The 25323-nt window shown below is 51.0% G+C and carries 32 protein-coding genes; all 32 read right to left on the bottom strand.

The window, feature by feature from the left end:
* Positions 1–116: 116 nt before the first annotated feature.
* The 32 genes from rpsB to flgB all read right to left on the bottom strand — a co-directional run bounded on the left by rpsB (position 117) and on the right by flgB (position 25263).
* Positions 117–905, bottom strand: a complete 789-nt coding sequence (gene rpsB, locus SIC45_RS05830) for a 30S ribosomal protein S2 (protein ID WP_298784384.1) — start codon at positions 903–905, stop codon at positions 117–119.
* Positions 906–1060: 155 nt separating this feature from the next.
* The gene (locus SIC45_RS05825) at positions 1061–1435 is read right to left on the bottom strand and encodes a DUF6115 domain-containing protein (RefSeq protein ID WP_319631388.1); all 375 of its coding nucleotides are present in this window, start codon (positions 1433–1435) and stop codon (positions 1061–1063) included.
* 15 nt (positions 1436–1450) lie between these two features.
* Complete coding sequence (locus SIC45_RS05820; RefSeq protein ID WP_319631387.1) at positions 1451–2224, bottom strand: FliA/WhiG family RNA polymerase sigma factor; 774 nt, start codon at positions 2222–2224, stop codon at positions 1451–1453.
* 16 nt (positions 2225–2240) lie between these two features.
* Complete coding sequence (locus tag SIC45_RS05815) at positions 2241–2744, bottom strand: chemotaxis protein CheD (protein WP_319631386.1); 504 nt, start codon at positions 2742–2744, stop codon at positions 2241–2243.
* Positions 2741–3370: a chemotaxis protein CheC gene (locus SIC45_RS05810; protein ID WP_319631385.1), complete on the bottom strand. Its 630-nt coding sequence runs from the start codon at positions 3368–3370 to the stop codon at positions 2741–2743. The genes SIC45_RS05815 and SIC45_RS05810 overlap by 4 nt, the downstream gene beginning before the upstream one ends.
* A complete protein-coding gene (locus SIC45_RS05805; RefSeq protein ID WP_319631384.1) occupies positions 3367–3996 on the bottom strand; it encodes a CheB methylesterase domain-containing protein in 630 nt (209 codons plus the stop codon). Before SIC45_RS05805 ends, SIC45_RS05810 begins: the two co-directional genes overlap by 4 nt.
* 16 nt (positions 3997–4012) lie before the next feature.
* Complete coding sequence (locus SIC45_RS05800) at positions 4013–4891, bottom strand: MinD/ParA family protein (RefSeq protein ID WP_319631383.1); 879 nt, start codon at positions 4889–4891, stop codon at positions 4013–4015.
* Positions 4881–5957: a hypothetical protein gene (locus SIC45_RS05795; protein ID WP_319631382.1), complete on the bottom strand. Its 1077-nt coding sequence runs from the start codon at positions 5955–5957 to the stop codon at positions 4881–4883. The genes SIC45_RS05800 and SIC45_RS05795 overlap by 11 nt, the downstream gene beginning before the upstream one ends.
* Positions 5954–7987 (bottom strand): flagellar biosynthesis protein FlhA, encoded by a 2034-nt coding sequence (gene flhA / locus SIC45_RS05790; RefSeq protein ID WP_319631381.1) that lies wholly within the window; start codon positions 7985–7987, stop codon positions 5954–5956. The genes SIC45_RS05795 and flhA overlap by 4 nt, the downstream gene beginning before the upstream one ends.
* A gap of 15 nt (positions 7988–8002) precedes the next feature.
* The gene (flhB, locus tag SIC45_RS05785; protein WP_319631380.1) at positions 8003–9085 is read right to left on the bottom strand and encodes a flagellar biosynthesis protein FlhB; all 1083 of its coding nucleotides are present in this window, start codon (positions 9083–9085) and stop codon (positions 8003–8005) included.
* On the bottom strand, positions 9082–9864 hold the full coding sequence (gene fliR, locus SIC45_RS05780; RefSeq protein WP_298784364.1) for a flagellar biosynthetic protein FliR: 783 nt from the start codon (positions 9862–9864) through the stop codon (positions 9082–9084). Before fliR ends, flhB begins: the two co-directional genes overlap by 4 nt.
* Before the next feature lie 7 nt (positions 9865–9871).
* Positions 9872–10141, bottom strand: coding sequence for a flagellar biosynthesis protein FliQ (gene fliQ, locus SIC45_RS05775; protein ID WP_022792784.1), 270 nt, complete (start codon positions 10139–10141; stop codon positions 9872–9874).
* A gap of 25 nt (positions 10142–10166) precedes the next feature.
* Complete coding sequence (gene fliP / locus SIC45_RS05770; RefSeq protein WP_298784361.1) at positions 10167–10853, bottom strand: flagellar type III secretion system pore protein FliP; 687 nt, start codon at positions 10851–10853, stop codon at positions 10167–10169.
* The gene (locus SIC45_RS05765) at positions 10850–11494 is read right to left on the bottom strand and encodes a flagellar biosynthetic protein FliO (protein WP_298784359.1); all 645 of its coding nucleotides are present in this window, start codon (positions 11492–11494) and stop codon (positions 10850–10852) included. The genes fliP and SIC45_RS05765 overlap by 4 nt, the downstream gene beginning before the upstream one ends.
* A 22-nt stretch (positions 11495–11516) precedes the next feature.
* Positions 11517–11879 carry a response regulator gene (locus tag SIC45_RS05760; protein WP_298784357.1) on the bottom strand — a complete coding sequence of 121 codons (363 nt, stop codon included), beginning with the start codon at positions 11877–11879 and terminating at the stop codon, positions 11517–11519.
* Positions 11880–11901: 22 nt separating this feature from the next.
* On the bottom strand, positions 11902–13065 hold the full coding sequence (gene fliY / locus SIC45_RS05755; protein ID WP_319631379.1) for a flagellar motor switch phosphatase FliY: 1164 nt from the start codon (positions 13063–13065) through the stop codon (positions 11902–11904).
* Complete coding sequence (fliM, locus tag SIC45_RS05750; RefSeq protein ID WP_298784353.1) at positions 13055–14053, bottom strand: flagellar motor switch protein FliM; 999 nt, start codon at positions 14051–14053, stop codon at positions 13055–13057. Before fliM ends, fliY begins: the two co-directional genes overlap by 11 nt.
* 43 nt (positions 14054–14096) lie before the next feature.
* The gene (locus SIC45_RS05745; RefSeq protein WP_319631378.1) at positions 14097–14552 is read right to left on the bottom strand and encodes a flagellar basal body-associated FliL family protein; all 456 of its coding nucleotides are present in this window, start codon (positions 14550–14552) and stop codon (positions 14097–14099) included.
* Between the two features lie 3 nt (positions 14553–14555).
* The gene (locus SIC45_RS05740; RefSeq protein ID WP_413645501.1) at positions 14556–14762 is read right to left on the bottom strand and encodes a flagellar FlbD family protein; all 207 of its coding nucleotides are present in this window, start codon (positions 14760–14762) and stop codon (positions 14556–14558) included.
* Between the two features lie 56 nt (positions 14763–14818).
* Entirely contained in the window at positions 14819–15616 is a 798-nt protein-coding gene (gene flgG, locus SIC45_RS05735) for a flagellar basal body rod protein FlgG (RefSeq protein WP_319631377.1), read from the bottom strand.
* A 72-nt stretch (positions 15617–15688) separates the two neighbouring features.
* Positions 15689–16069 (bottom strand): TIGR02530 family flagellar biosynthesis protein, encoded by a 381-nt coding sequence (locus SIC45_RS05730; RefSeq protein ID WP_319631376.1) that lies wholly within the window; start codon positions 16067–16069, stop codon positions 15689–15691.
* A gap of 18 nt (positions 16070–16087) precedes the next feature.
* A complete protein-coding gene (locus tag SIC45_RS05725; RefSeq protein ID WP_298784343.1) occupies positions 16088–16570 on the bottom strand; it encodes a flagellar hook capping FlgD N-terminal domain-containing protein in 483 nt (160 codons plus the stop codon).
* A gap of 16 nt (positions 16571–16586) precedes the next feature.
* On the bottom strand, positions 16587–18380 hold the full coding sequence (locus tag SIC45_RS05720; RefSeq protein ID WP_319631375.1) for a flagellar hook-length control protein FliK: 1794 nt from the start codon (positions 18378–18380) through the stop codon (positions 16587–16589).
* 16 nt (positions 18381–18396) lie between these two features.
* Positions 18397–18951 carry a hypothetical protein gene (locus tag SIC45_RS05715; RefSeq protein WP_298784339.1) on the bottom strand — a complete coding sequence of 185 codons (555 nt, stop codon included), beginning with the start codon at positions 18949–18951 and terminating at the stop codon, positions 18397–18399.
* Positions 18944–19402 carry a flagellar export protein FliJ gene (fliJ, locus tag SIC45_RS05710; protein ID WP_319631374.1) on the bottom strand — a complete coding sequence of 153 codons (459 nt, stop codon included), beginning with the start codon at positions 19400–19402 and terminating at the stop codon, positions 18944–18946. Before fliJ ends, SIC45_RS05715 begins: the two co-directional genes overlap by 8 nt.
* A complete protein-coding gene (fliI, locus tag SIC45_RS05705; RefSeq protein ID WP_319631373.1) occupies positions 19402–20718 on the bottom strand; it encodes a flagellar protein export ATPase FliI in 1317 nt (438 codons plus the stop codon). Before fliI ends, fliJ begins: the two co-directional genes overlap by 1 nt.
* Positions 20715–21458 carry a flagellar assembly protein FliH gene (fliH, locus tag SIC45_RS05700; protein ID WP_319631372.1) on the bottom strand — a complete coding sequence of 248 codons (744 nt, stop codon included), beginning with the start codon at positions 21456–21458 and terminating at the stop codon, positions 20715–20717. Before fliH ends, fliI begins: the two co-directional genes overlap by 4 nt.
* Positions 21451–22464, bottom strand: a complete 1014-nt coding sequence (fliG, locus tag SIC45_RS05695) for a flagellar motor switch protein FliG (protein WP_022792768.1) — start codon at positions 22462–22464, stop codon at positions 21451–21453. Before fliG ends, fliH begins: the two co-directional genes overlap by 8 nt.
* A gap of 15 nt (positions 22465–22479) precedes the next feature.
* A complete protein-coding gene (fliF, locus tag SIC45_RS05690; protein WP_319631371.1) occupies positions 22480–24072 on the bottom strand; it encodes a flagellar basal-body MS-ring/collar protein FliF in 1593 nt (530 codons plus the stop codon).
* Positions 24073–24101: 29 nt separating this feature from the next.
* Positions 24102–24398 (bottom strand): flagellar hook-basal body complex protein FliE, encoded by a 297-nt coding sequence (fliE, locus tag SIC45_RS05685; RefSeq protein WP_319631370.1) that lies wholly within the window; start codon positions 24396–24398, stop codon positions 24102–24104.
* 20 nt (positions 24399–24418) lie between these two features.
* Positions 24419–24865, bottom strand: a complete 447-nt coding sequence (gene flgC, locus SIC45_RS05680) for a flagellar basal body rod protein FlgC (RefSeq protein WP_319631369.1) — start codon at positions 24863–24865, stop codon at positions 24419–24421.
* Positions 24866–24867: 2 nt separating this feature from the next.
* Positions 24868–25263 (bottom strand): flagellar basal body rod protein FlgB, encoded by a 396-nt coding sequence (gene flgB / locus SIC45_RS05675; RefSeq protein WP_319631368.1) that lies wholly within the window; start codon positions 25261–25263, stop codon positions 24868–24870.
* Positions 25264–25323 lie beyond the last annotated feature (60 nt).

Below are 25323 nucleotides of genomic sequence, written 5' to 3'. Positions count from 1 at the left end.
TCGATTTTTCCATGCACAAGCGCTTGAGCGCTATTTTTCAAGAAAAAGGGTGATAAAGGGTTTTTCCCTTTTACCACCCTTCGCGTCAGGCCTGGGCCCGTTATATTTATGAGAGCTTACTGGTTTGAAACGCTCTCTTCTTCTGTGTTTCCTTCTTCTTCCGCTGCGGCTGCTTCCTGTTCTTTTTCCTGGGCAGCTGCCTGCTCACGGGCTTTTTCTTCTGCACCCTGGGTTGCTTCGATAACGGCATCAGCCATTTTTCCTGTAAGAAGACGAACGGCACGGATAGCGTCGTCGTTACCCGGGATGAGCTTGTCGATCTCGTCAGGATCACAGTTAGTGTCCACGATCGAGATGATCGGGATGTTTAATTTGTGTGCTTCTGCCACTGCGATGCGCTCTTTGCGCGGATCGATAATAAACAGGGCATCCGGAAGCTTGTTCATATCTTTAATGCCGCCAAGTACTTTTTCGAGACGGTCTTTTTCTTTGTTTAACAGCATAACTTCTTTTTTCGGAAGAATATCAAAGGTACCGTCTTCTTCCATTTGTTCGAGGTCCTTCAAGCGGGCAATCCGTTTACGGATTGTTGCGAAGTTCGTCAGTGTACCGCCTAACCAACGTTGGTTAATGTAGTACATGTTTGAACGGATCGCTTCATCGCGAACAGAGTCCTGCGCCTGTTTTTTCGTTCCGACGAAAAGGATTTTACCTCCGTCTTCTGCAATGCTGCGCACGTATTTGTACGCTTCTTCTACTTTACGTACCGTTTTTTGAAGGTCAATGATATAAATACCATTACGCTCCGTGAAAATATAACGGCTCATTTTAGGGTTCCAGCGACGAGTCTGGTGACCGAAGTGCACCCCTGCTTCAAGCAACTGTTTCATAGAAATAACAGCCATAAAATAATTCCTCCTTAGGTTTTTTCCACCGCAAGCGTCATGTCTGTACAAAACTTTCCATGCGGAAAGCACCTCTATACAGATCAGCTGTTGCGTGTGTTTTTAACACCAACTCGTAATATACCACACGAGTCTTTAGGACGCAATGCTAAAGCTTATTTTTCCTGCATCTGCAAAAACAGATGCACCTCCCGCTGGCCGATAGACAGGGTCTTTGCAATATCCTTTTCCTTCCATCCTTCTTTATATAACATTATAACACGGTTCATCATCGATTCCTTCGGCGAAGGTTCGTCCACGTCCTGTGCCGGCTCAGCCATTTCCGTTTCTTCCACTGGACTCTCCCGCCACTCCCACACGCTGCGGAGACGTTCATTGTCGCGTTTCATTTCTTCGGTATAGTAGATTAACAGCTGCTCGATTTCTTTTTTATCATTTTTTAACGCCTGCAGTTCACGCACTGTGAATTGATGCTTTATCCATAAAGCACCGGCAGCCATCAGGGCAAGCAGACTGAATATCAGAGACATGGGCCTTCTCCCTTCTCACGTTTTTTCTTCCGTCTGTTTCAAATACTGGCGCAGACGGAAAAGTGCTTTGGAATGAATTTGTGAAATTCTCGATGTGGACAGCGATAAAATATGGCCGATTTCGGTCAACGTCATTTCCTCCAGGTAAAAAAGGGACACGACCTTCTGCTCCTTTTCCGGCAGATTTGCTATTGCTTCCCCGAGCTCGTGCAGGGAGGCCTGGTCGGTTAGCATTTCCTCCGGGGACGGAGCGTTATGATCCACAATCGCCCCGCGATACGTTTCATCGCGTTCACCGTCCGGCGTCGCCTCATCCATAGACAGCATATGCACGAAATAGTTTTCGGCGATCACCTTCGATACTTCCGAGGACTTCATGTCCAGCTCTTCGCCTATCTCCCGGTCCGAGACAAAACGTCCCTTTTTTTGTTCGAGCCATTCAGCTGTTTCTTCAATTTTCTTTGTTTTCTCGCGAAGAGAGCGCGGCATCCAGTCTTCCTGCCGGAGACCGTCAATAATCGCTCCGCGGATCCGGAATGAGGCATATGTATCAAATTTCAAATCCCGGGACAGGTCGAATTTTTTCATCGCATCGTACAGGCCCATCAGCCCGTGACTCACAAGATCGTCCCGGTTTACATTTTTAGGCAGCGTCGCTGCGATGCGCTGAACGTGATAATGAACAAGGGGCATATAAATGTCGACTAGTTGGTCGGCCGCCGTATCGTCATAATTATCCAGCCATTTCTCCCAAATTTCCTGATGAGCATGCGCTGTCGATCTACTCATGTCTTCTTCCCCCTGTTCATATTATCGTTGTTTCTCCTCCGGTCAGCTTAATCCGCAGAACTCCTGTGACCACATCGAACTCTATCGTTCTGCCAGTGTGACCCCCTGTTTCCTCTGCTCTGACCGGTACGGACCGCCCGGCAAGTATTTCCTTTGCTGCTTCGACATTTCGTTTTCCAATATGCAGATGATCCGTCTGAAACTGAAACATTCTTGCTCCCCCGGCAAGCTTTGCTTCGAGCGAAGCAATTGGAATACCACGTTCTTCAAAGCCGGCAAACGCCTTTTGCAGGGCCGTATCAGCATATTTCGCCTCGTTCACATGCTGCCCTTTCCGTGCCATCTCAGAGAACGGGAGCATCGCATGAATCAGGCAGGCATATTGGTGGCGGAGCGAATAAATGACAATGCCTACACACGAACCCAGGCCGCTCGTTGAGAGTATATCGCCGTCCGTGCCCCACTTCATATCCGCCATCGCCACTTTTATCTTCGTTTGTTTAATGTCCACGTTTTTCACTCCTCATCCTCCTGTACTCCGAGGGAGGCAAAAATTTTCGGAAGCGAGTGGGCATCCGGCAGCATAAAAAACCGGCCTGCCATCTGCGAGTGATCCTCCCCTTTTGTCATGTTCGTGTCGATCATGATCGCTTCATCTCCTTCAAGACCAGCTTCGATAAGCCCTTCGCTCAAAAGCGCTCCGATCATGTCAACGGCAGACGACGGAACCGTCGGCATCATGTAAAGACCTGTAAAATCTGAAAGCGCCGATAAATAAGACCCAGCCAGAATATTCGTTAATTCACACACTGCCGACTCAAGCAGCTCCTGTTCATTTTCCGGCGTGTATGGAAGATTCCAGCTTTGTACCAGTGCTCTTCCCACTGCCTGCATCTCCTGTGGCTCAAGCACAAAAAATATGCTGCCGCTGATGTGGCCCGCGATGCGCAGAAAGGTGACCGCCGCTACTTTTTCTTCTCCTCCGGCTGCTTCAAGCAGCTCCGGAAACGGCACCATCTGTACCGACGGCACGCTGATCTGGACCGGCGTTTTCAGAAGGGAGGACAGTGCCGTGGCGGCATTGCCGCCCCCGATGGTTCCGATTTCTTTTAATATATCGAGCTCTACGTCACGTTTATCCATCATTTTACCTCTCCTTCATATACAGTAGTTTGCACCAGCTGGCCGATCCGCTCTCCAATCGCATGGAGCGGGAGGACTTCGTCGATGACACCGGCCTGTACCGCTGCCCGGGGCATCCCGTAGACTACAGCCGTTTCTTCTGATTCAGCGACAGCATAAAGTGCCGTCACTGTCTGCAGCTTTTTTAATCCGCATGTACCATCGCTGCCCATGCCCGTTAAAATAACAGCGAGTACCCGCAGGTCTTCTAATTTACAAAGAGAAGCCAGCAGCAGGTCCATCGACGGGTGATAACGGTCACCGGTTTCACTTTCATTCACTGCTGTTATCAGCCGGTTTCCTTTTCGACGGATTTCAAGCTGCCTTCCTCCGGGAGCAATATAAACGGTACCTTTCTGCAACGTTCCACCGTCTTCGGCTTCCTTAACGCTCCACCTGTAATCCCGGTTCAGCCTGTCCGCAAGTGATCTTGTGAATCCAGACGGCATATGCTGCACAATCACAATCGGCAGCTCCACCTCCTCCGGCATCGAATGGAAAAGCTTCTGCAAAGCTGCAGGTCCGCCTGTGGACGCTCCGATCACCAGCAGGTCCCAGCGGCCCGGTTTCCCGGAAGGTTGAATGTTCATATATTTAGGCTCCGTTCTATGTGCGGGCAGAAGCGAATAACCGCTGCTTCATCCCTGTAATAAAATGCCGGAACGGCTTGCCGTCCGTTTTTGCTGACTGTTCTTTCACCCACAGCCCTGCGGCAATCTGCTTCATGCTCTGGGCCGCCCGGCTGTCAGGATAGGCAATGACAAACGGTGTCTGCTCCATGACTGCCCTGCTTACTTTAGGATCATTCGGCACCATCGGCAGCACGGTCAGCTGCATGCCGAGAAACTGTTCACTGACTGTGATTAATTTCTGCGCGGCCGCCCGGCCGTCTTTTTTCTGATCCACCCGATTAATGACGGCCGCAAATGGAAAATCACTTTTGTGGGAGCGGATGTATTTCATCATGGCGTAGCCATCCATCAGCGCCGTCGGCTCCGGGGTTGTTACAAGAATTCCGCGCTCGGTCGTCGTAATCAGGTGCATATGGTTTTCGTTCAGCCCTGCTCCCATGTCAAAAATAATAAAATCAAATTCACCTTCAAGCAGCTGCAGCTGTTCGTAAAACCTCAGCTTATGCTCCTCCTCCATATGAAAAATACCGGAAAGACCCGAACCTCCCGCAATCCACTGCACTCCGGACGGGCCGGATTGAATCAATTCAAAAATGCTTTTATTTTCCGTAAACATCTCCTGAAATGGCAGAAGAGGCGTATATCCAAGCAGGATATCCAGGTTGGCCATGCCGGTGTCCATGTCAATCAGCAATACCTCCGCGCCGGCTTCCGCCAGGGAGATAGCTACATTCAGGGACACATTGGACTTGCCGACGCCCCCTTTTCCGCTTACGACCGACAGCACTCTCGTCTGCCTGTGACGCCGTTTCTGCATCTGAGTACGCAGGCTTTCAGCCTGATCATTTTTCACCAAGTGCCCCCCCTGCTATTTTTGCTGCAAGCCATTTGTTGTCCGCGGGCTCAATGTCCTCCGGCACTTCCTGGCCGGTGGTAACAAAGGACACCCGTAGTGAAAATTCATCAATAATATTCAGAAGTGCCCCAAACGAAGTGGTTTCATCTGTTTTAGTGATAATAACCTCGTTTGATATATAAGGAAGAAATTTTTCAGCGACTTCCTTCATATCTTTGTATTTAGCTGTCAGCGAGAGTACGAGCACGGTTTTAATCGGTTCGCCCGCCGGAAGCAGCCGCTGCGCTTCTTCCACGGTCTGTTCATGCAGAAAATTTCTTCCTGCCGAATCAATGAGCACATAATCATGAGCCCGGGACTGAGCCACTGCTTCCCTGTAATCAGCCTGGTCGTATATAACATGAACCGGTGCTTCCATAATGGAGGCGTACGTATTCAGCTGGTCGACTGCTCCCATGCGGAAGGTGTCTGTCGTAAAAAAGGCAATCGATTTTTTTCTTCGGAGCATTTCCCTGGCACCGAGCTTGGCAAGTGTCGTCGTTTTGCCGACGCCAGTCTGGCCGACCAGCTGAACCATCCGGGACGTTGCTGCTTCGGCCCGGGGATGCCGGTCCTCCAGCCATTCTCCTATGCAGGCTTCGAGTATGGACACTTCCGGCCGGCTGCCCTTTTCGGCGTACCATTTTTCCATAAACCGGTTCATCAGCTCTTCTTCCACCCGTTCGTTTACTTCCTGTGTCTTTAAGGCAGCGGAAACGGACTGAAAAGGAGCTGGAACTGAAGCAGGAAGCACGTTTGGCTTTTTATCCGGTACCTCGAAAGTCTTCACCTCTTTTGGCTGAGCCGGCTTTACGGGTTCTGCCGGAGGCGTGCGCTCTTTTTTTCGGGGAGGGGCGTCATCGATCCCTGCATAAACTTCGAGCCTGTCCACGGACTTAAGCCCGAACCATCTCCTGACCTTCACCGGCCGGGAATGCAGAATGACCGCTTCATCTCCGAACTCCTGCCGCACCTTCGCTACCGCTTCCGGCATCGAATCCACTGTAATTTTTTTCATTCTCATTCATTATTCACCACCCCGACGCTTTGAATTTCGATGGAAGGCTCCAGTTCGTTATAGGATAATACCGGCATCTGCGGAAAGAACCGCTCAATCAGATGGCGCACGTGCATGCGCACAGCCGGCGAACAAAGAATGACCGGTGTCTTTCCGATGTTCATCAGCTGTTCGGCTTCTGCCCCGATCCGCTGCACCATCCGCTGGGACTCGTTTGGATCCATCGCTAAATAATTACCGCTTTCGGTCTGCTGCAGGGCGTCGGCAATTTTCTTTTCAATGCCGCCGCTGAGCGTGACGACCTGAAGCAGCTCTTCCCCGTCAGCGTACTGCTTGGAAATCTGTCTCGACAGGGCCTGCCGTACATACTCTGTCACAATCTCCATGTCCTTGGTCATCGTGCCGTATTCGGCCAGCGCTTCAAAAATGGTTGGCATGTTCCGGATGGATACCCCTTCCCGGAGCAGCTTGGCCAGTACCTTCTGAACATCCCCGATCGTAAGCGTTGAAGGAGTCACTTCTTCGACCAGCGTCGGGTACGTTTCCTTGAGATGATCGATCAGCTGCTTCGTTTCTTCGCGGCCGAGCAGCTCGTGCGCGTGCGTTTTAATAACCTCGGTTAGATGCGTACTCACAACCGACGGCGGGTCCACAACGGTGTAGCCGGCATCTTCGGCAATGTCGCGCTCTTCCTCCGGAATCCAGAGAGCAGGCAGTCCAAAGGCCGGCTCTATCGTTTCGATACCCTCGATCGGCTCTTCAGTACCGGTGCCCATCGCCATGTAATGATCCATGTAAAGCTCACCCCGGGCGATTTCGCTGCCCCGCATGCGCACAACGTACTCTCCCGGCTGCAGCTGGATATTGTCACGAATGCGTATCACCGGCACGACCATCCCGAGCTCGAGTGCCAGCTGGCGCCGGATCATCACAACCCGGTCAAGCAGGTCGCCTCCCTGCTTCGCATCCGCAAGAGGAATGAGGTTGTAGCCGAATTCAAACTCGATCGGGTCTACGTCCAGCAGCTGCATCACGCTGTCCTGCGAACGCAGATCCTCCTCCTGCGCTTCTTCGGTTTCATGCACTGCGGCCTGCTCCTCCTGCAGCACCGTCTGCCTGATGGTAAAGCCAATGGCAGCCATCGCTCCGGCAATGCAGGTGGTTAAAAAGAAGTTAATCGGCGTAAACACGCCCAGTAAAAAGATGGCGCCCGCTGCCACAAACAGCATCGGGGGAAAGGCAAACAGCTGCTTTGTAATATCGTGACCGAGGTTGCCTTCCGAGGCCGCCCGCGTAACGACAATACCGGTTGCTGTAGAAATAAGCAGTGCAGGGATCTGACTGACCAGACCGTCCCCGACGGTAAGGAGCGTAAAGGTGTTCGCAGCAGTGCCGATATCCATTCCGTGCTCAGTCATGCCAATCACAAGACCGAAAATAACGTTAATAATTACGATAACAATCCCTGCGATGGCGTCCCCTTTCACAAACTTACTCGCCCCGTCCATCGAACCGTAGAAGTCCGCTTCCCGTTCGATTTTCTCCCGGCGCGCCTTCGCCTGCTGTTCGGATATAACACCCGCATTCAGGTCGGCATCGATGCTCATCTGTTTTCCCGGCATCGCATCGAGGGTAAAGCGGGCCCCGACTTCTGACACCCGTTCCGCCCCTTTAACGATAACGACAAATTGAATCACTACAAGAATCACAAAAACCACCAGGCCGACAAAGGCACTGCCCTGTACCACAAAGCTTCCGAACGTTTCAATAACGTTACCTGCTTCGGCGTTGCTTAAGATGGAACGGGTCGTCGAAACGTTCAGCCCGAGCCGGAACAACGTCACAAGCAGAAGCAGCGTGGGAAAGATACTGAATTCAAGCGGCTCCTTTGTGTTCATTGCCACGAGAATAACCAGAAGCGCCAGTGAAATATTGGCCATGATCAGGATATCTAAAATAAATGTCGGCAGCGGGATGATCAGCATAATGACAATCAATATAACGCCCAGCAGCACTGATAGTTCTCTAAATCCCATAGGGTTGCTCCTTTTCTAGCCGTTTTTCCTTTTGATGCGGTACACGTATGCAAGCACCTCAGCTACGGCTTTAAATAAATCTTCAGGTATTTCATCATCAATTTCGGACTGGGCATACAGCGCACGGGCGAGCGGTTTGTTTTCCACCATTGGGATGGAATGCTCACCTGCTTTTTCTTTAATTTTCCGGGCCAGATGGTCGGCTCCCTTGGCAATCACCTTCGGCGCACCCATCGCGCCTTCTTCATAACGGAGGGCCACCGCAAAGTGCGTCGGGTTCGTAATGACGACGTCTGCTTTCGGTACTTCCTCCATCATCCTCCCCATCGCCATTTCCTGCTGCTTCTGCTTTCGCTTGCCACGGATGAGCGGATCGCCCTCCATGTTTTTCATTTCCTGCTTTACATCGTGCTTGGACATGCGGATCTGCTTTTCATGGTCGTGCTTTTGATAAATATAGTCCGGAAGCGAAAGCACGAGCAGCAGCAGGCTGCCAATCAGCCCCATCAGCCCAGTCAGGCGGGCAATTTCCATAAAGCCGTCACCGACATCCTTTTGCGATAAAAACAGCAGCCGGTCGAGCGACAGCCAGAGAATCGTAAAAACGACCCCGCCAACGAGCGTAATTTTCAAGAGTGCCTTCGCCAGCTCCACAAGCGCCCGGGCCGAAAATATCCGCTTGATGCCGCTGAGCGGGTTAATCTTTTCAAGCTTCATTTTGATCGGTTCGCCCGTGAACAAAAAACCTACCTGCGTAAGCGAGGCTGCCACGCCCGCCACCATGGCCACAAGCATCACCGGCAGAATAATGATAACGGACTGAATCGTAATTTCCTGCAGCATCGCCGGGACACTGGCTTTCGTTATTTCCCACTGCATGTATTCTATGTATGTATGCGTCATTAATGCCTGCAGGTGATTAAATATGGTGCCTCCGTACATGTAGAAGAGTGCGAATACTAAAAACAGGATAATTGCCGTATTCACATCGTTGCTTTTGGGGACCTGGCCTTTCTGCCTCGTGTCCCGGCGCTTTTTGGGAGTGGCCTCCTCTGTTTTTTCCTGTGAAAAAAACTGCAGATCCAGCTTCCACTTCATTCCTGTCCCTCCCCCAAAAGCTCAAGCAGTCCGCGCGAGACGTGAAACATATCCTCGTACAGATACTGAATGGCCAGAAACATACCCGGGATTGCCACCACAAGCAGCGGCAGTCCCGCTGCAATTTTCAGCGGCAGTCCGACGACGAACACGTTCATCTGCGGAACCGCCCTCGCCATAATCCCTAAAGCGAGATCGACCAGAAAGAGCGAGCCGACGAGCGGAAACGCCAGTTGAAAAGCGAGAATAAACATCTGGTTAAAAGCCTCCGCCACGTGCGTAACGACCGCTTCATCACCGAATGCGAGTCCCGTCTGGTCGATCGGCACAAAGCTGTAGCTGTAATAAATTCCGTCGAGCAGCAGATGGTGGCCATTTACCGCCAGAAGCATTAAGAGTGCAAAAGCGTAAAAATAGCCGCCGAACAGTGGGCTTTGGGCACCCGTCTGCGGGTCCACTACGTTTGCCACCAAAAAGCCGAAGGAGATATCAAGAAACATTCCGGCTGTCTGTACCGCATACAGCATAATCGTCGCAATAAGCCCAATCGCAAGCCCGAGCATAACCTCCTTTAGCAAAAGCAGGATATACTCGCCGTCCACCGTCATCAGCGGGGCATCCAGCGCCGGAAAAATAGCCAGAGCAAGAAAAAATGCCAAACCTACTTTAAATTGATTCGGAATAGTCCGATAAGAGAAAAGAGGCATCGTTGTAAAGAAAGCGAGCACTCGCACAAGCACCAGGGAAAAAGCCGGGAGCTGCTCTATTATTGCTTCCATCGTCTGTTCATCCGATGAACTGCTGCGCGTGGTACCAGAGGTTTCTCGTATACTCCACCAGCTGCGTCAGCATCCATGGGCCGAGCACGAGCATGGCGGCCAAGACGCCAAGAATCTTTGGTATAAACGCGAGTGTCTGCTCCTGGATCTGGGTAGTCGCCTGAAATATGGCAACACCAAAGCCGAGTACGAGCGCAATGACAAGCAGCGGCCCTGCAATTAAAAAAACCATCCATATTCCCTGTTGTGCGATCTGCATTACCTGTTCTGCTGACATACATTTCTTCCTTTCTTCGTCCCGGCTAGGTGTAGCTGAGGAGCAGCGACTCCACAATCAGGTACCATCCGTCCACGAGGACAAACAGTAAAATTTTAAACGGCAGACTGATCATGACAGGCGGAAGCATCATCATGCCCATACTCATCAGTACACTTGCCACAATCATGTCAATAACAAGAAAAGGCACAAAAATGAGAAACCCCATCTGAAAGGCTGTTTTCAGCTCACTGATGGCAAACGCCGGCACGAGCGATGTGAGCGGAATATCCTCGACCGACTCCGGCCGCTCTTCCCCCGCGTAATCCATAAACAGTGCCAGGTCTTTTTCCCGGGTGTACCGGGACATAAATTCCTTCATCGGTCCGACCGCTTCTGTCAGTGCTTCGTTCTGGTCGATTTCTCCTGCCATCAGAGGACTGAATGCCTGCTCGTTTACTTCCGAGAGCGTCGGCGCCATGATGAAGAAGGTTAAAAATAAGGCAAGGCCGATAAGCACCTGGTTGGGAGGAGTCTGCTGCGTTGCAAGACCCATCCGCACAAAGCTCAGCACGACCACGATTCTGGTAAAGCAGGTCATCAGCACTAAAATACCGGGAGCAAGCGACAATACAGTAAGCAGCAGCACAAGCTGCACCGACGTTGCCGCTCCTTCCCCGCCACCCTCGAACAGGCCGCTGAAATCAAGCGCCGGAAGAGCACTAATAATCATCGCTGTTCCTCCTTCGCTTCCATCCGCTTATCGGATGCTTCCGGATGCTTCGCTCCGCGTGCTGTTTTCAGTCGTTCTTCGAGCACCGATTGAAAGGACTGGCTGCTTCCTTCCTCCGTGTTTCCCCGTGTTTTCCATTTTTCCAGCAACGACGGAACGCCTGTATATGTATTCTGTTCCCGGGCAGTAATCCGCTCCTGCTCCTCTTTATCCTCAATCTCCTGAAGCAGCGAAATCGTATCCCCCACTCCGACAACAAGCATTTTATCCCCTACTTTAACCACCTGAATCGATTTATTCTGTCCAAGCCCGATACCGCCAATGCTTTGAATCGAGCGGGTTGACTGGTACCTGCTTGTTTTTTTGTTGATGAATTTCAGCAGCCAGAACAGCAGACCGAGAACGACTGCAAGCGCTCCTATCATCTTTACAAAGTTCAGCCACAGGTTTCCATTATCCATTGCTGCCGGCGCGGTCTCGTCGCCTGCCGGAGCTTCTTCATTTCCGGCTGCCGGCTCCTCCTGGTTTTCCTGCGGATTCAGGGACTCGTTGACAGTAGTGCTGGCAAACGCTGTGTCAGCGCCCGCCAAAAGAATTGCTGCCATCATTACACCTATGAATACTGCATATTTCCAATTCATTTTCTTCCCCCGCGGCAGGCCATCAGCCCAGCGTTTTATTGATTGCTTCAAGTACACGGTCTGCCTGAAATGGTTTAACGATGAAATCTTTTGCCCCCGCCTGAATCGCATCGATCACCATCGACTGCTGGCCCATGGCTGAACACATGATTACCTTGGCATTCGGATCCGCCGCCTTAATTTCCTTCAGTGCTTCAATTCCGTCTTTATCAGGCATCGTAATATCAAGTGTGACTAGATCCGGCGACGTTTCCTGAAATTTTTGCACTGCTTCGTTTCCGTCCTTTGCCTCCCCTACTACGTTAAATCCGTTCTTTTCCAGAATATCTTTAATCATCATCCGCATGAACGCGGCGTCGTCTACTACTAAAACTGAATATGCCATGTGTTCCACTCCCTGTTTGTCATTATTTTAATTGTGCCACCCGTTCTCTCGGACTTAGAATTTCCGTAATACGAACACCAAAATTTTCATCGATGACGACTACTTCTCCTTTAGCCACAGGCTTTTGGTTCACCAGTACATCAACGGGCTCGCCGGCAAGCTTATCAAGCTCGACCACAGAGCCCTGGGACAGCGATAAAATATCCTTGATCGACTGCCGGGACCTGCCCAGCTCCACCGTTACATCAAGCGATATATCCATCAGCATATCCAGGTTCCCGCCGCCGTCACTGTACCTGTGTGCAGGCTCCTCAAGCTCGGAAAAGGCGGCTCCGCTTACTGTTGGAGCTGCTTGCGGCTCCGGAGCGTATGCTCTCTCGGCCCTCGTTTCCTTCCGTGCGGAAGGCCCCGGGACAGGCTGCTTTTGTTCAGGCTGCGCTGCTTCAGCATTTGCCCCAAGCAGCTCCTCCACCATTTTTTTCGCAAACCTAAGCGGTATGAGCTGCATAATGTAGGAGTCCATCAGTTCTCCTATCTGGATTCGAAACGCTACCTGAACAACTGTGTCTTCATCAGGGATGTAGCGGGCCGATTCTTCTTCTTCGAGATTCATAATATTGACGCCCGGAGGAGAAATATCCACCCGTTTGTTAAAAATTGTACTCATCGATGTTGATGCTGAACCCATCATCTGGTTCATGGCTTCCTGGACCGCGCTTTGCTGCATTTCGTCAATATTGTCAGCTTCATCGACTTCACCGTCACCGCCCATCATCAGATTCGCGATAATGCTTGCGTCCGTCATACTGATCACAAACAAATTGGTGCCTTCAAACCCTCGCGTATATTCTACATTTACAGCTACGTGCGGACGTGGAAAGGACTTTTCCACCATCTCGGTCGATACTGCTTTTACGCCCGGAATAGTAATGCTTACTTTTTGGTTCAGCAGGCTCGACAGGGCGGTTGCTGCGCTGCTGAAGCTGATGTTGCCGATTTCGCCGAGCGTGTCTTTTTCTTCAGTGGAAAGCAGATGATCAAGTCCTGTCTCTTCCGCGTTAGAGGCAGTTTCTTTAGCCGCCGCCTCACCGGAGGAATCGCCGCTGCTGTCATCATCGTCGTCGGCGCCGACGTTTTTCAGCAGCTCGTTAATTTCGTCCTGTGAAAGCATATCGTCATTGCTCATGCTGTTCTTCTCCCTCCTCTATTTTTTCTAGAATCTGTACAGCCATATGGCTGCGCTTTTTCCCGGGCTGAGCCGTGAATTTCTTTCTGCTTCCTACATGCACCTCGAGTGGGTCATGGATGTGCTGCTTGAGCGTTAAAACATCGCCACGCTCCATATGTAAAAGTTCTTCGATAGTGATAGAAGAAGTGCCGAGAATCGCCTGCAGGGAAATGTTCCCCTGCAGCAGCCACTCGTTCAAATGCTTGACTTCCTGCTGATCCCGCTCTTTTACTTTCGTCTGCATCCAGTAGTGGGTGGTAAGCTTGGGCAGTATCTCTTCAAGCACCATATGCGGCAGGCACAGATTAATCATCCCGGACGTCTCTCCAATTGTTGTGGTCAAAGAAATAACCACTACAGTTTCGTTTGGAGAAACCATCTGGAGAAACTGCGGATTGACTTCAATTTCGGAGCCTATCGTTTCAATGCTGAGCACCGATTCCCAGGCGCTCTGAAAGGATTCGAGAATCATCTGCATAAATGAGCTTAAAAGCTTTGTTTCAATTTCCGTCAGCTTTTCCACCTTGTTCATGCTCTGGCCCTGGCCTCCGAGCAGCCGGTCAAGCATGGCGTATCCGACGTGCGGATTAACCTCCATAAGCATCCGCCCTTCAAGCGGCGGCGCTTCGAATACATTCAGCAGTGTCATTTTAGGAATCGAGCGTATAAATTCATCGTAGGGCACCTGATCCACGGAGGCTACGCTGATATCCACAAAGGAGCGCAGCTGTCCTGAAAGTGCCGTGGTAAGAATCCTGGCAAAATTTTCATGAATTCTCGACAGGCCCCGGATCTGTTCTTTGGAAAAACGCAGTGCGCGTTTAAAATCGTACGACCGGACCTTGCGTTCATTTTCTTCCTTTTTTAACTGCTCACCGTCCATTTCTCCGGTAGACAAACCGGACAAAAGGGCATCTATTTCATGCTGGGATAGTACATCTGACAAGAGGTTTTCACCTCCCTTTCTCTTCTCTCTGGCGGCTCCTGGATTATTGAATGACGCGTTCGGTCGTGTAGACCCGCTGGACTTTCCCTTCAGTCATAACCTCATTCACTTTTTCCTTGATTCGTTCTTCCATTCTGGTAGTGCCTTCCGAGCCTTCAATGTCTCCGGGTTCGAGCTGGGCCAGCTCATGGATGATAATATTGTTGATCTGATAGTCCCGCTGCTCCAGTTCTTCCCGGGCTTTTTCATTATCGGCCTGCAGACTGAACATCGTTTTAATATAGCGATCGTTGCCTTTAAGGTTGGTCGTCATTTCATCCATATCCCACGTAAGCTCCCGCAGTTCTTCGGCGCTTAATTCCTCTGCCTTTTCTTCACTGCCTTCTGCCTGTTCAGATGAGGAGCCGAGAAACTGATACACAGCCGCCGCCGCACCGGCAATAAGTACAAGGGTCAAAAGCATAACCATCATCACTTTTCCTGCTTTGCTTTTTAACATAGCTTAAGCGTCCTCCCCCTTTCGACCGGCCGGCATCCAAGACCGACGGTAAAACCGTTCGGCAAGCTCCATCACTTCACTGATGTTTTCCCTCACCACAATCTTATTGCCGTTTAACAGCGTAATCGTAGTGTCTGGCGCTGCTTCGACCTGCTCGATCAGTGTAGTGTTCAGCACGAACGGGCGTCCGTTTAATTTTGTTAATTCCATCATAATTAATTGAGGGGCAGCGCTGCGCCCCTGTCTCCCCCGATTTCATTCATTAGTTACCGTTTGATGTTGAGCAGCTCCTGCAGCACTTCATCTGCTGTCGTAATACCACGCGTATTCGCCTGGAACCCGCGCTGGGCGGTGATCATTTCCGTAAACTCCTCGGAAAGGTCAACGTTGGACATTTCAAGGGCACCAGCTACAATTTCCCCAGCTCCGTTTTCACCTGGAACGATATTATTAGCATCGCCCGAATTTAATGACGGCCGGTAAACGTTGCCGCCTGATTTTTCAAGTCCTCCCGGGTTTGCAAATGTAGCCATACCGATTTGAGCCACTGTTTCTGTTACATTGTTCTCATCGACAATATTAACGTTGCCCACATCATCGATACTGAAGCTTCGCGCTTCCTGATCAATATTAATAATGCCTCCATCTGTGTTTAACACATATAGCCCTTCAGCGTTCACCATGTCTCCATTATCATCAAGATAGAAGTTACCAGCTCTTGTGTAGCTCTCTCCCTCTTCGGTAGGATTCTGCAGGCGGAAATACCCGGATCCGGAAATAGCCAGATCGAGTTCACGGCCGGTATTTTGCAGACTGCCCTGCGTATCAACCGTATCAATACTGCCCATTTCGCTTCCGATTCCCACTTGTTTTGCGTTCACGCCGCCACGTCCACCTTCAGCTGCTGCAGCTGATCCGGTCTGCTGGCTCATCATATCCTGAAATGTCGGGCGTCCTTTTTTGAACCCCTGGGTATTGACGTTTGCGATATTATTGCTGATAACGTCCAGTTTCTGCTGAAAGTTCTTCATTCCTGCGATTCCTGAATACATAGAGCGTAGCATCGTATTCCTCCTTTGGTTTAAGCGGGTCCCGTCTGTCTGTCGGGGGCCCAGGCCTCCTTGCGGTCAAGCCTTTTACATAAATATAACGCCGTCAATATTAGTGAATGTATGGTTTGCTGCTTCCTGCTTTGACATTGCTGTAATAATAGTCCGGTTCTCTGCGTTTACCACCAGTGCCGCTTCCGGGAATACCACGACGGATTCTTTGACGCCTTTTTCCGCTGCCTCACCTAGCTTCACCTGCATCTGCTCCCAGTCCGCGCTTTTAATATGAACATTTCTTTCTTCCATTCGTTTGGCAGCGTGCTTGCTGATTTTGACATCCGGGACTTTCAGCTCGTTCTGCAGCAGCGTGGCAAATGAGCCGTCCTGCTGTTTTTCCAGTCGCGGGGTGTTGGCTGTACTAGACGGAACCGGCATTCTGGCATAGTTGTGCACCTTTGAATAATCCATGCTGTTCCTTCCTCCGTATCAGCTTTCCTCTGATGTCGCCTCGTCCTCCCCGATGTTCACCACCTGCCTGCCATCAATCCAGCGGCCGGAGTCAAGCTCAACCATTATGTTTCCCTGCGTGTCTTTTTTCACCGACATAATTTCGTTGCGGCCTGTCTGCACATCTTCATTTGGAGTATTCGCGTTTACGAGCGTCTGCCATGTTACATCCTGGCCGATCAAACCGCTCAGCTGCATCAGGGCGTCCTGCGCCATAAATTGTGTCGACTGCTCCATCGATTTATTCATATTGTTCATCTGTTCAAGCGTACTGAAGTTGGCAATCTGTGAGACGTATTCGGTATCATTCATCGGCTCAAGCGGATTCTGGTTTTGCAGCTGGGTAATGAGCAGCTTTAAAAAATCATCTTTATCCATATTGCCGTTACTATTTTCAGCGGCAAAGGGCGTTTTGGTGTTCGAAGCGCTGTTCAGCTGCATATTATCTGTGATCGTACTCACCGTATGTTCACCTCCTTTAAATTCGTTCGTTGACCGAAAGCTGCTGTAAAATATCTTCAAACGAGCGTTCTTCCTCTTCTGAAGAATCCTCCTGGACATTTAACGTTTCCCGCTGTTCTTCAGGATCTTCTTTCTGTTCCTCTTCTTTATAGAAGTCCGGGTGCTCGGCTACCTCGATGCGTTCCACCTGAAGGTTCTGCTGCAGGAAGGAATGTCTCAGCTGATGAATGCTGCCTTCCACAAGCTCCTGCGCCCCTTTGGAGGTTGTAATCAGCTGGGCGGTCCATTGTCCTTCGATTTTCGTAAGCTTCACATCGAGCCTGCCCAGATGTTCAGGGTGAAGACGAATCGTATAGGAGGCCCCGTTTTTCAGCTGGGCGGCGTTCATCGTGCCAAGCGTCTGCTGAAACTGCTTTAAAAATTCGGCCTGTCGCTGATTTCCTTCAGATGCCGGCGGGATCCGGATCACAAGCGGCGTGTCCGGCTGAAGCGTTCTCGCCTCTCCCGAGCCAGCTGCTGGCGCTGGGGAAGCTGAAGCATTCCCTCCTTCGCCGCGGATGCTCTGAAGAATCTGCTCAAGCTGCTCAGCAAAAGCTTCGCTCTTACTGTCCTTTGCTGTTAAAGACAATGGCAGCTGCTTTTTCACCAGAGCTGAAAGGTTTTGGATAAACGCCGTCAGCTGCTTTTCCGGCTGTTCTCCAGCGGACGACTGAAGCGCTTTAGGTACCCAGTTGCCTGCCTGTTCCCGTCCACTGAGGTATTTCTGCCACTGCTGCAGGTCGTGTTTTACCGCCTGGGCGGCGTCATCTGCAGACGGTTCCTTCCCGACTGCAGGGGTCATCCACCCGGCAGGCATCTGCGGCTGCCACTGGGGACGCGGATCTGCACTGCGTTCGGCTTCTTGATGCTGCTTCAGGTATGAAATAAGCTGCCGCACTTGCGGAGGTTTTTCTGGAAACAAAATCTCCAGCTTTTCAATTCGGGATATTGCTTTTTGAGATGCGTTCCGCTCCGGCTGAACATCTCCCGTTTTTTCCTTCATTCCATTTCCCTGCACCACAGCTTCGGCAGCTACAGCTGCAGCGATAAGAGCAGCTTCCGGGCGTGCTTTTCCTGAGCTTTCTGGTAAAACTTTTGAAAGCAGTTCAGTCAGCTCACTCAATTGGTTCGTAAAAAGTTCTGCCGCCTTTTCCTTCTCCTCTCCCGCCAGAGCTTTAGAAAGCAGCGGCCCAGCGGCCTTCTGCAGCTTTACTGCTGCCATCTGTATCGCCTGCTGTTCGCTGGGAGCAAGGTCATTAAACCGGGCCGCCAGCTGCTCAGGCACAGGCAGTTCTGATTTCACTTCCCGCTCTTCATTGATGCTCCCCAGGGATTCAGGCTTCACTTCACCCGGTCCGGCATGTATGTCTGCCGATACTTCTGCATTTGGGGGATGCAGGGCAGCGGCAAGCTTCGTGAACACATTATCCTTTTCCTTGGGCATTTCTTCGAGCGTATCTCCCGGTACTGCTGTCCTGCCGCCCTTCTCCTCAAGTATGAGCTCTGCAATATACATCACTGCTTCTTCAAGCTCCGGATACTGCTTCATCAGGGCGTTGATTGCTTCGGGATGCGAGTCGATCGCTTCCATTATTTGTTCAGCTGAAGGCAGGGCGTTTCCCGGCCCTTTTTCCTCTGCCGGCTGTCTTTCCGCAAGCGCAGCTGCTCCTGCGAATAACGCTGCAAAAGCTGATGAACTGCTTCCTGCCTGCCCGGACAAAGGCGCGCCGGTCAACTGGGCCGGTGACCGGCCGGTGATTACTGTTTCCATAGCCTCCTCCTCTCTTCTACTGCTCCAGGTCAAGACCTTCAATTCCCGAAACAACGGAAGCAGCAAGCTCCTCATCCATTTCTTCGAGTATGGCGGCCTGTTCCTCCGGCTGCAGTGAATACAGCTGCTGAACAATGACTTCTGTTTCCTGCTGTCCGAGCACCGCTGCCGCAGTCGCCGGTTTCATTTCCCCGTATATTTTCTGGACTGAACCGGTATTCCCGCTACTTTCTTCTTCTTCACTATTCTCTTCTGATTCTGTTTCAAGCGTCAGCTCCTCAAGCTCTTCTTCCACGCTGCGCAGCTCCTGCTCCCGTTCATCAAGCCGCTGCTGCAGTTCGACGATTTCTTCTTCCTTGGCTTCAAGCTCTTCACCGGAGGCCCCGGCGTCATCTGCACTTTCCTCGCTGCCAATGACCGACTTCACTACGTCCTGGCCGAGCTGAGTGACGTTTATGCCCATAAAGGACATAACAGCCACCGAAAGCACGACGGCGAAAAGAAGCGGAATAAGAAACAGCATGAAAAACCATTGAAAAAAACCGCCTTTTTTCTTTTCTTTTTTAGCCATAATGCTGCACCGTCTGCTTCTGAAGATACATCTGTACGGCCGTGTCATCCATGGCCATACGCTCGCTCCGCTTTATTTTTTCCACATGTTTTGCTTCTTCTTTTTCCTTCATCAGTTCAAGCTTCCGGTTTTCGCGCCATGCTTCCTGCATCGCTTTCTCTTCACGCTGCATCATCCATCTGGCCTTACTCACCGCTTCTTCGAGAACGACTGCTTCCCGCTCATACATATGCAGCATTTTTTCCTGCTGGCGAAGCTCCCGGACTGTCACTCCCCGGGTCATTTTCTCCCGGTTTATATCCTCTGCGTGCTCTTTGGAACGAAGCATTTCATACAGGGCGCCGGCTTTCTGTTCAAACTGGTCCACTGCTTCATTATAGGATTTTACTTTTTGGTCTTTTTCGCGGTCCCTCAGCTGCAGCAGCTGTTCTAAAGAAAATTGGTAGGACATCAGGATGCTCCTTTCTCCATAACGTTTTGCAGCTTTTGCAGCGTCTGTTCCATCGTGGATGCTTCCATCGGCCGCTGCTGGATAAGCGCTTCAACAGCAGCTAATTTTTCCAGTGCCTCATCGGTTTCCCGGGAGCTGCCTTTGCGGTAGGCACCGATTCGTATAAGGTCCTCCGCTTCCCGGTAAGCTGCAAGCCAGCCCTTCACCTTTGAAGCCGCCTCCTGATGGGCTTCATTCGTAATTTCTGACATTACCCGGCTGACGCTTTGAAGCACGTCAATGGCCGGAAAATGATTTTTATTGGCAAGTGACCGTTCAAGAACAAAGTGGCCGTCAAGAATACCGCGTACGGCATCGGCAATCGGCTCATTCATGTCATCCCCGTCAACAAGCACGGTATAAAAAGCAGTAATTGAACCTTCTTTACTTGTCCCCGTCCGCTCAAGCAGTCCCGGCAGTATGGCAAAAACTGAGGGCGGATAGCCCTTGGTTGTCGGGGGTTCGCCGATCGCAAGGCCAATTTCTCTTCTAGCCATCGCAAACCGGGTGATGGAATCCATCATGAAATTGACCTTTTTTCCTTTGGAGCGAAAATATTCGGCAATGGCAGTCGCCGTGTAGGCACCCTGGATCCGCATCGAGGCCGGCTGATCCGAGGTTGCTACCACAAGCACCGACTTGGCCATGCCTTCTTCCCCGAGGTCGCGTTCGATAAAGTCACGCACCTCACGCCCTCGCTCCCCGATAAGAGCGATAATGTTAATATCGGCTTCTGTGTAGCGTGTGATCATCGAAAGCAGGGTGCTTTTTCCGACACCGCTTCCGGCAAAGATACCTATACGCTGGCCCTCGCCCATTGTGAGCAGACTATCAATCACTCTCACACCCGTTGGCATAACGTTTGTAATTCTCGGCCGATCAAGCGGCGCCGGCGGGGCTGCATCCGAAGAAACGCTGACCAGCCCTTCCGGAAGCTTTTGATGATCAATCGGTTCTCCCATACCGTTTAACACACGTCCGATAAGGCCAGCCCCTGCCTTGATTTTCAGTGGTTTTCCGGTGGCTTCGACTGTGCACCCCGGGCTGATATTTTTTAATGACTCAAGCGGCATAAGCAGCACGTATTCCTGTCGGAAACCAACTACTTCAGCGGCCGTGGAGGCGTCGGTTCCGACACCGTATATGTAGCAGATATCACCGACGTTTGTTTTCGGGCCGCGCGACTCCACCATTAATCCAATCACCCGCTCCACACTTCCGTAAGAACGATACAGAGACATCTGTTTCATTTGTTTTGCTGCATGCTCTGCTCTCATACCGGCATGCCTTCTTTCACGACAGCCTGCAGCTGTTTTTTCAATTCCTGGAGCTGGGTATCCAGGGAAACGTCGAGTTTTCCAAAATCCGTTTCGAGCACGCACTGCCGCTCTTTCATCTGTGTATCCGGATAAATGGTCACCTTCTGGTCGCTTCCCGCCGCACTCTGCAGCTCTTCTTTGTACATTCGCACATCTTCATAGTCACCGGCGCTGACGAGCACACGGATATTGCCCTGCTCGCGCAGGGAGCTGACTGCAGTCGAGAGCTGCATCCGCCAGTGTTCGTCCGGCAGCCATTCCGGGCCAAGCATTTTTTCAAGTGCCTGCACCGCGATATCGACCACCATCGGTTCGGCTTCATTCAGGCGTTCGTGAAAAGCCTGTTCCGCAGACTCTATGATCCGCCCGGCGTGGCCAATCTGTTCCTGCCACGCTTCGAATCCTTTCTCCTCCCCGCTCTTAAAACCTTCTTCGTATCCTTGTTGTTTGGCTTCCTCAGCCCATGCAGCGATACGGTTTTGAGCCTCAATTTCTTCCTGTCTGATTTTTTCCTGGGTTTCCTTCCAGGCCTGTTCGGCCTGCTCGTTCAGCCGAGCGGCCTGTTCCTTTAACTGTTCGGCCCGGCGCTGCTTGAGAAAATGCTCGTCTGCCTGAGGGGGGGTTTCTTCATAAACGATTTTTCTCGGCGCTATGGTTCGATGCTCTGCGCTGAGGTGCGTGCGAAATACGTTAGACAATGACATCATCTCCTCCGCCGCGGGCAATTACAATTTCCCCCGTTTCTTCGAGTCTGCGGATAATACCGACAATTCTCGACTGGGCTTCTTCGACATCACGCAGCCGTACCGGGCCCATGAATTCCATTTCTTCCTGGAATGTTTCGGCCATCCGCTGGGACATGTTCTGGAAAACGACTTCTTTCACCTGCTCACTGGCCACCTTCAGCGCAAGCTGAAGGTCATCGTTATTGACATCGCGCACCACCCGCTGAATCGAGCGGTTATCAAGCGCCACAACGTCTTCAAATACAAACATGCGCTTTTTGATTTCCTCGGCCAGCTCCGGGTCCTCCTGTTCCAGAGATTCAAGGATAATTTTTTCCGTGCTCCGGTCCACGCCGTTCAGCACCTCCACGACGGATTCAATACCCCCTGCTTCGGTGTAGTCCTGGGTGACGGAGGTGGAAAGCTTTTGCTCGAGCACTGCCTCCACCTCGCTTACGATCTCGGGCGAGGTCCGGTCCATTTTCGCAATACGCCGGGCCACATCGGTCTGCTGGGTCTCAGGCAGCTCCGATAAAATCTGACCGGCCTGCCCCGGCTCTAAGTAGGAAAGCACAAGAGCGATGGTCTGTGGATGCTCATTTTGAATGAAGTTCAGCACCTGGGAAGGCTCAGCTTTACGGGCAAAATCAAACGGCTTTACCTGCAGAGATGACGTAAGACGATTGATCATATGCATCGCTTCCTCTTCTCCAAGCGCTTTTTCAAGCACGCTTTTAGCGTATCCGATGCCTCCCTGGGAAATGTAATCCTGGGCAATCGCTATTTGATGAAATTCATTCATCACTTCTTCTTTTTTTGAGCTTTCTACTTTTCGGACGTTGGCAATTTCAAGCGTCAGCTTTTCAATTTCTTCTTCCCGGAGATGTTTATATACTTCGGCTGAAACGTCCGGGCCCAATGAAATCAGCAGTACAGCTGCTTTTTGTTTACCAGTCAGCGTTTCTTTTCTTTTCTGCAATTGCTGCTCCCCCTTTTAATCATCGGACAGCCAGGAACGAAGCAGCTTTGAAAATTCCTCCGGCTTTTCTTTTGCTAGCTTCTCGAGCTGGTTTCGTTTCATTTCTTCCTCGGTCATTTCCCGGCTGCTTTCCAGGTCCGGGATATCACGCTGTTCAAATTCTGCAGCCTGAAAGGCTTCTTCCTTGGCTTCTGCCGGCTTTTTCCGCCGGACGAGCCATACCACTAACAGGATAAGGCCAACAGCTCCGACCGCCATTAACGCATACGCCCACCACGGCAGACCGCCCGCTTCCTGATCGATCTCTTCTGCGCCGAGGAAGGTCTGGGAGGAAATAGAGACTTTTTCTTCCACATCCATTTCTTCGCCTTCCACTTCAAGATATTCCTTATCAATGCTCGTACTGATGACTGTCTCAAGCATCGCCTGCATATTATCCATCGTTTCCGGTTCTAAAGAATTTGGATCTTCCGGATCCGGTGGCTCCACCATCACCTGAATACCGAGGTCGCGCAGCTTGTACGGACTTTCCTGAATCTCTTTATGTATACGATTCACTTCGTAGTTGATTCGCTCCTCGGTCCGCTCGGAGTCACCGGCTGCTTCAGTACCGGCCGGGTAGTTGGCTACGTCCTCCTCCCCGGCTCCTGCTTCACCTTCTTCGACTGGATCCACGCCCTCATAGGCTTCAGCCACTTCTTCGGCACTAACGGCAATGCCTTCCATTGTCTCTTCATCCACCGGTTCCACCAGGTCTTCTTCCCGGTTTTCCTTCGTAAAGTCGATATCTGTCGTTACCGATACCATCACTTTATTTTGCCCGGCCACGGTACCAAGCATTTGCTGGACTTCCCGGCGGATATCCTTTTCGATGTCCTGCTGAACCGCACGCTGGTCTTCATATTGATCCATCGCTGAGCCGGACGCCCCGTTTTCTTCATATGTATAATAGTTCATGCTCGTATCACTGATATCAATGTTTTCCACCGGCAGATCAGGTACGCTTTTGGATACCAGGTTGTACAGTGTTTTCACCTGCTCCTGATCCAGCTCCCCGGTACCGCTCAAATCAACGGTCACCGATGCAGTAGCTGCTTCGGCCTCCTCGGCCACCCATGTGGCTTCCTCCGGCATATTGATCATTACATCAGTGCTTTCCACCGCGTCCATGTTGGAAATCAGCGCCTCAAGCTCGGTCTGGAGCGCCGCCCGCTCCATGACAGAAAATTCGTTGTCCGTCATTCCGAAGCCGGTCTGATCTTCAATAAAGCTGTAGTCAATCGCCCCGTCCTGCGGAAGTCCCTCAGCCGCCAGATCCACCTTTAATGCGTCCACCTGCTCCTTTGGCACACTGATGGTGGTCCCTTCATTTGATATTTCATATTTCACCCCGCGGGTGTCCAGTGTCTCTTTGATGCTTCCTGCTGTTTCCGGTGCCAGGTCGGTGTAAAGAGGCTCAAAGTTTGTCCGTGAAAACAGCAGTATGCTGATGAGGAGAAAAAGAAAGATCGCCGTCGTGCCAAAAATATATATTCTTTTTTGTTTTTTACTGCGGCTGCCCCAATACGTTTTTGCCTTTTGGCTGTACTCTTTCCATTTTTCTTTCATAACTCCGCTTCATACCTTCCTCTTTACGATTACACCTGCATCCGCATCATTTCTTTGTAAGCTTCCACTGCCTTGTTTCTCACCTCGGTGGCCGTCTGCATGTAGATACTTCCTTTTTCCGCAGCAATCATTACGTCATGCAGATTGTCCGCTTCCCCGGTTACCAGTTTTTCTGTCATCCGGTCCGACTCCAGCTGGGCCTCATTGACTTTACTCATCGCCTCGCTCATCGCTTTTTGAAACGAGTCGCCGGTTTCCTTTACGGTGGCCCCGCCCGCCTCATTCGCTGTTTTCATGGCGGGAGCCTGAATATTATTGATTTCCATCCGTACTCCTCCTTCCGTCGTTAGTTTTTACCGATCTCGAGTGCTTTCATCATCATGTTTTTATTGGCATTGAGCGCCGTGACGTTTGCTTCGTACGAACGCGAGGCCGAGGTCAGGTCCGTCATTTCTTTTAAGGGGTCCACGTTCGGCATCTGTACGTAGCCATCTTCATTGGCATCGGGATGCTCAGGCTGATAGACCTCATCGAAGGGGGCATCATCCACTCCTATTTCCGACACGCGCACGCCGCCCTGATCATTCAATGCCTTCGTTAAATTTGACTGAAAAGAATTGTCCTGCTTCGGACTCATAGAGACGGTTTTGCGCTGGTATGGCTGCCATTCCCCATCGACGAGACGACCCCTCGTGGAATCCGCATTTGCAAGGTTGGAGCTTACAACATCCATCCGCAGGCGCTGGGCCGTCAAGGCTGAACCGGAAGCCTGAATTCCATTAAAAATAGACATGCTTATGACCCTCCCCGGATAGCTGATTTAATACCGCCGAATTTTCCGTTAATACGATCGATAATGGCGTTATAATGCAGCTGATTCTCCGAAAGCTCAGTCATTTCTTTATCAATGTCTACGTTGTTTCCGTTATTGTTGTATGTATTGCCCCGCTGCTCGTATACGCTCGGAGTATTATGATTATTCTGAAAAGGGAAATGTTTTTCATTTGTTCGCATGGCTTCCATTTGACTGCTGCTTTCCTCCTTTAACACATCCTGAAAGGAGACTTCCTTTGCTTTGTAGTTCGGTGTGTCAATATTAGCAATATTATCCGTAATTGCTTTTTGTCTGAGCGAAGCCCCTTCGACACCTGCCTGCAATTTCTGCCAAGTCCCGGACTGGAACAGTTCCATTTTCTCACCTCTGGCTTTTTTATTAATACTAAAGGTTCATTTAAATATTTTTATATGAGC

Origin of the sequence: Marinococcus sp. PL1-022 (assembly GCF_033845285.1) — a bacterium.
In the GTDB taxonomy this organism is placed as follows: Bacteria; Bacillota; Bacilli; order Bacillales; family Marinococcaceae; genus Marinococcus.
Note: the sequence above shows the minus strand (reverse complement) of the source record. Positions and strands in the feature narration are given on the sequence as shown.

Excerpts from the sequence above, each read along its gene's own strand:
- rpsB (WP_298784384.1), bottom strand. The coding sequence starts at position 905 with ATGGCTGTTATTTCTATGAAACAGTTGCTTGAAGCAGGGGTGCACTTC.
- SIC45_RS05825 (WP_319631388.1), bottom strand. The coding sequence starts at position 1,435 with ATGTCTCTGATATTCAGTCTGCTTGCCCTGATGGCTGCCGGTGCTTTA.
- SIC45_RS05820 (WP_319631387.1), bottom strand. The coding sequence starts at position 2,224 with ATGAGTAGATCGACAGCGCATGCTCATCAGGAAATTTGGGAGAAATGG.
- SIC45_RS05810 (WP_319631385.1), bottom strand. The coding sequence starts at position 3,370 with ATGATGGATAAACGTGACGTAGAGCTCGATATATTAAAAGAAATCGGA.
- SIC45_RS05805 (WP_319631384.1), bottom strand. The coding sequence starts at position 3,996 with ATGAACATTCAACCTTCCGGGAAACCGGGCCGCTGGGACCTGCTGGTG.
- SIC45_RS05795 (WP_319631382.1), bottom strand. The coding sequence starts at position 5,957 with ATGAGAATGAAAAAAATTACAGTGGATTCGATGCCGGAAGCGGTAGCG.
- flhA (WP_319631381.1), bottom strand. The coding sequence starts at position 7,987 with ATGGGATTTAGAGAACTATCAGTGCTGCTGGGCGTTATATTGATTGTC.
- flhB (WP_319631380.1), bottom strand. The coding sequence starts at position 9,085 with ATGAAGTGGAAGCTGGATCTGCAGTTTTTTTCACAGGAAAAAACAGAG.
- fliR (WP_298784364.1), bottom strand. The coding sequence starts at position 9,864 with ATGGAAGCAATAATAGAGCAGCTCCCGGCTTTTTCCCTGGTGCTTGTG.
- fliQ (WP_022792784.1), bottom strand. The coding sequence starts at position 10,141 with ATGTCAGCAGAACAGGTAATGCAGATCGCACAACAGGGAATATGGATG.
- fliP (WP_298784361.1), bottom strand. The coding sequence starts at position 10,853 with ATGATTATTAGTGCTCTTCCGGCGCTTGATTTCAGCGGCCTGTTCGAG.
- SIC45_RS05765 (WP_298784359.1), bottom strand. The coding sequence starts at position 11,494 with ATGAATTGGAAATATGCAGTATTCATAGGTGTAATGATGGCAGCAATT.
- SIC45_RS05760 (WP_298784357.1), bottom strand. The coding sequence starts at position 11,879 with ATGGCATATTCAGTTTTAGTAGTAGACGACGCCGCGTTCATGCGGATG.
- fliY (WP_319631379.1), bottom strand. The coding sequence starts at position 13,065 with ATGAGCAATGACGATATGCTTTCACAGGACGAAATTAACGAGCTGCTG.
- SIC45_RS05745 (WP_319631378.1), bottom strand. The coding sequence starts at position 14,552 with ATGTTAAAAAGCAAAGCAGGAAAAGTGATGATGGTTATGCTTTTGACC.
- SIC45_RS05740 (WP_413645501.1), bottom strand. The coding sequence starts at position 14,762 with ATGGAATTAACAAAATTAAACGGACGCCCGTTCGTGCTGAACACTACA.
- flgG (WP_319631377.1), bottom strand. The coding sequence starts at position 15,616 with ATGCTACGCTCTATGTATTCAGGAATCGCAGGAATGAAGAACTTTCAG.
- SIC45_RS05730 (WP_319631376.1), bottom strand. The coding sequence starts at position 16,069 with ATGGATTATTCAAAGGTGCACAACTATGCCAGAATGCCGGTTCCGTCT.
- SIC45_RS05720 (WP_319631375.1), bottom strand. The coding sequence starts at position 18,380 with ATGGAAACAGTAATCACCGGCCGGTCACCGGCCCAGTTGACCGGCGCG.
- SIC45_RS05715 (WP_298784339.1), bottom strand. The coding sequence starts at position 18,951 with ATGGCTAAAAAAGAAAAGAAAAAAGGCGGTTTTTTTCAATGGTTTTTC.
- fliJ (WP_319631374.1), bottom strand. The coding sequence starts at position 19,402 with ATGTCCTACCAATTTTCTTTAGAACAGCTGCTGCAGCTGAGGGACCGC.
- fliI (WP_319631373.1), bottom strand. The coding sequence starts at position 20,718 with ATGAGAGCAGAGCATGCAGCAAAACAAATGAAACAGATGTCTCTGTAT.
- fliF (WP_319631371.1), bottom strand. The coding sequence starts at position 24,072 with ATGAAAGAAAAATGGAAAGAGTACAGCCAAAAGGCAAAAACGTATTGG.
- fliE (WP_319631370.1), bottom strand. The coding sequence starts at position 24,398 with ATGGAAATCAATAATATTCAGGCTCCCGCCATGAAAACAGCGAATGAG.
- flgC (WP_319631369.1), bottom strand. The coding sequence starts at position 24,865 with ATGTCTATTTTTAATGGAATTCAGGCTTCCGGTTCAGCCTTGACGGCC.
- flgB (WP_319631368.1), bottom strand. The coding sequence starts at position 25,263 with ATGGAACTGTTCCAGTCCGGGACTTGGCAGAAATTGCAGGCAGGTGTC.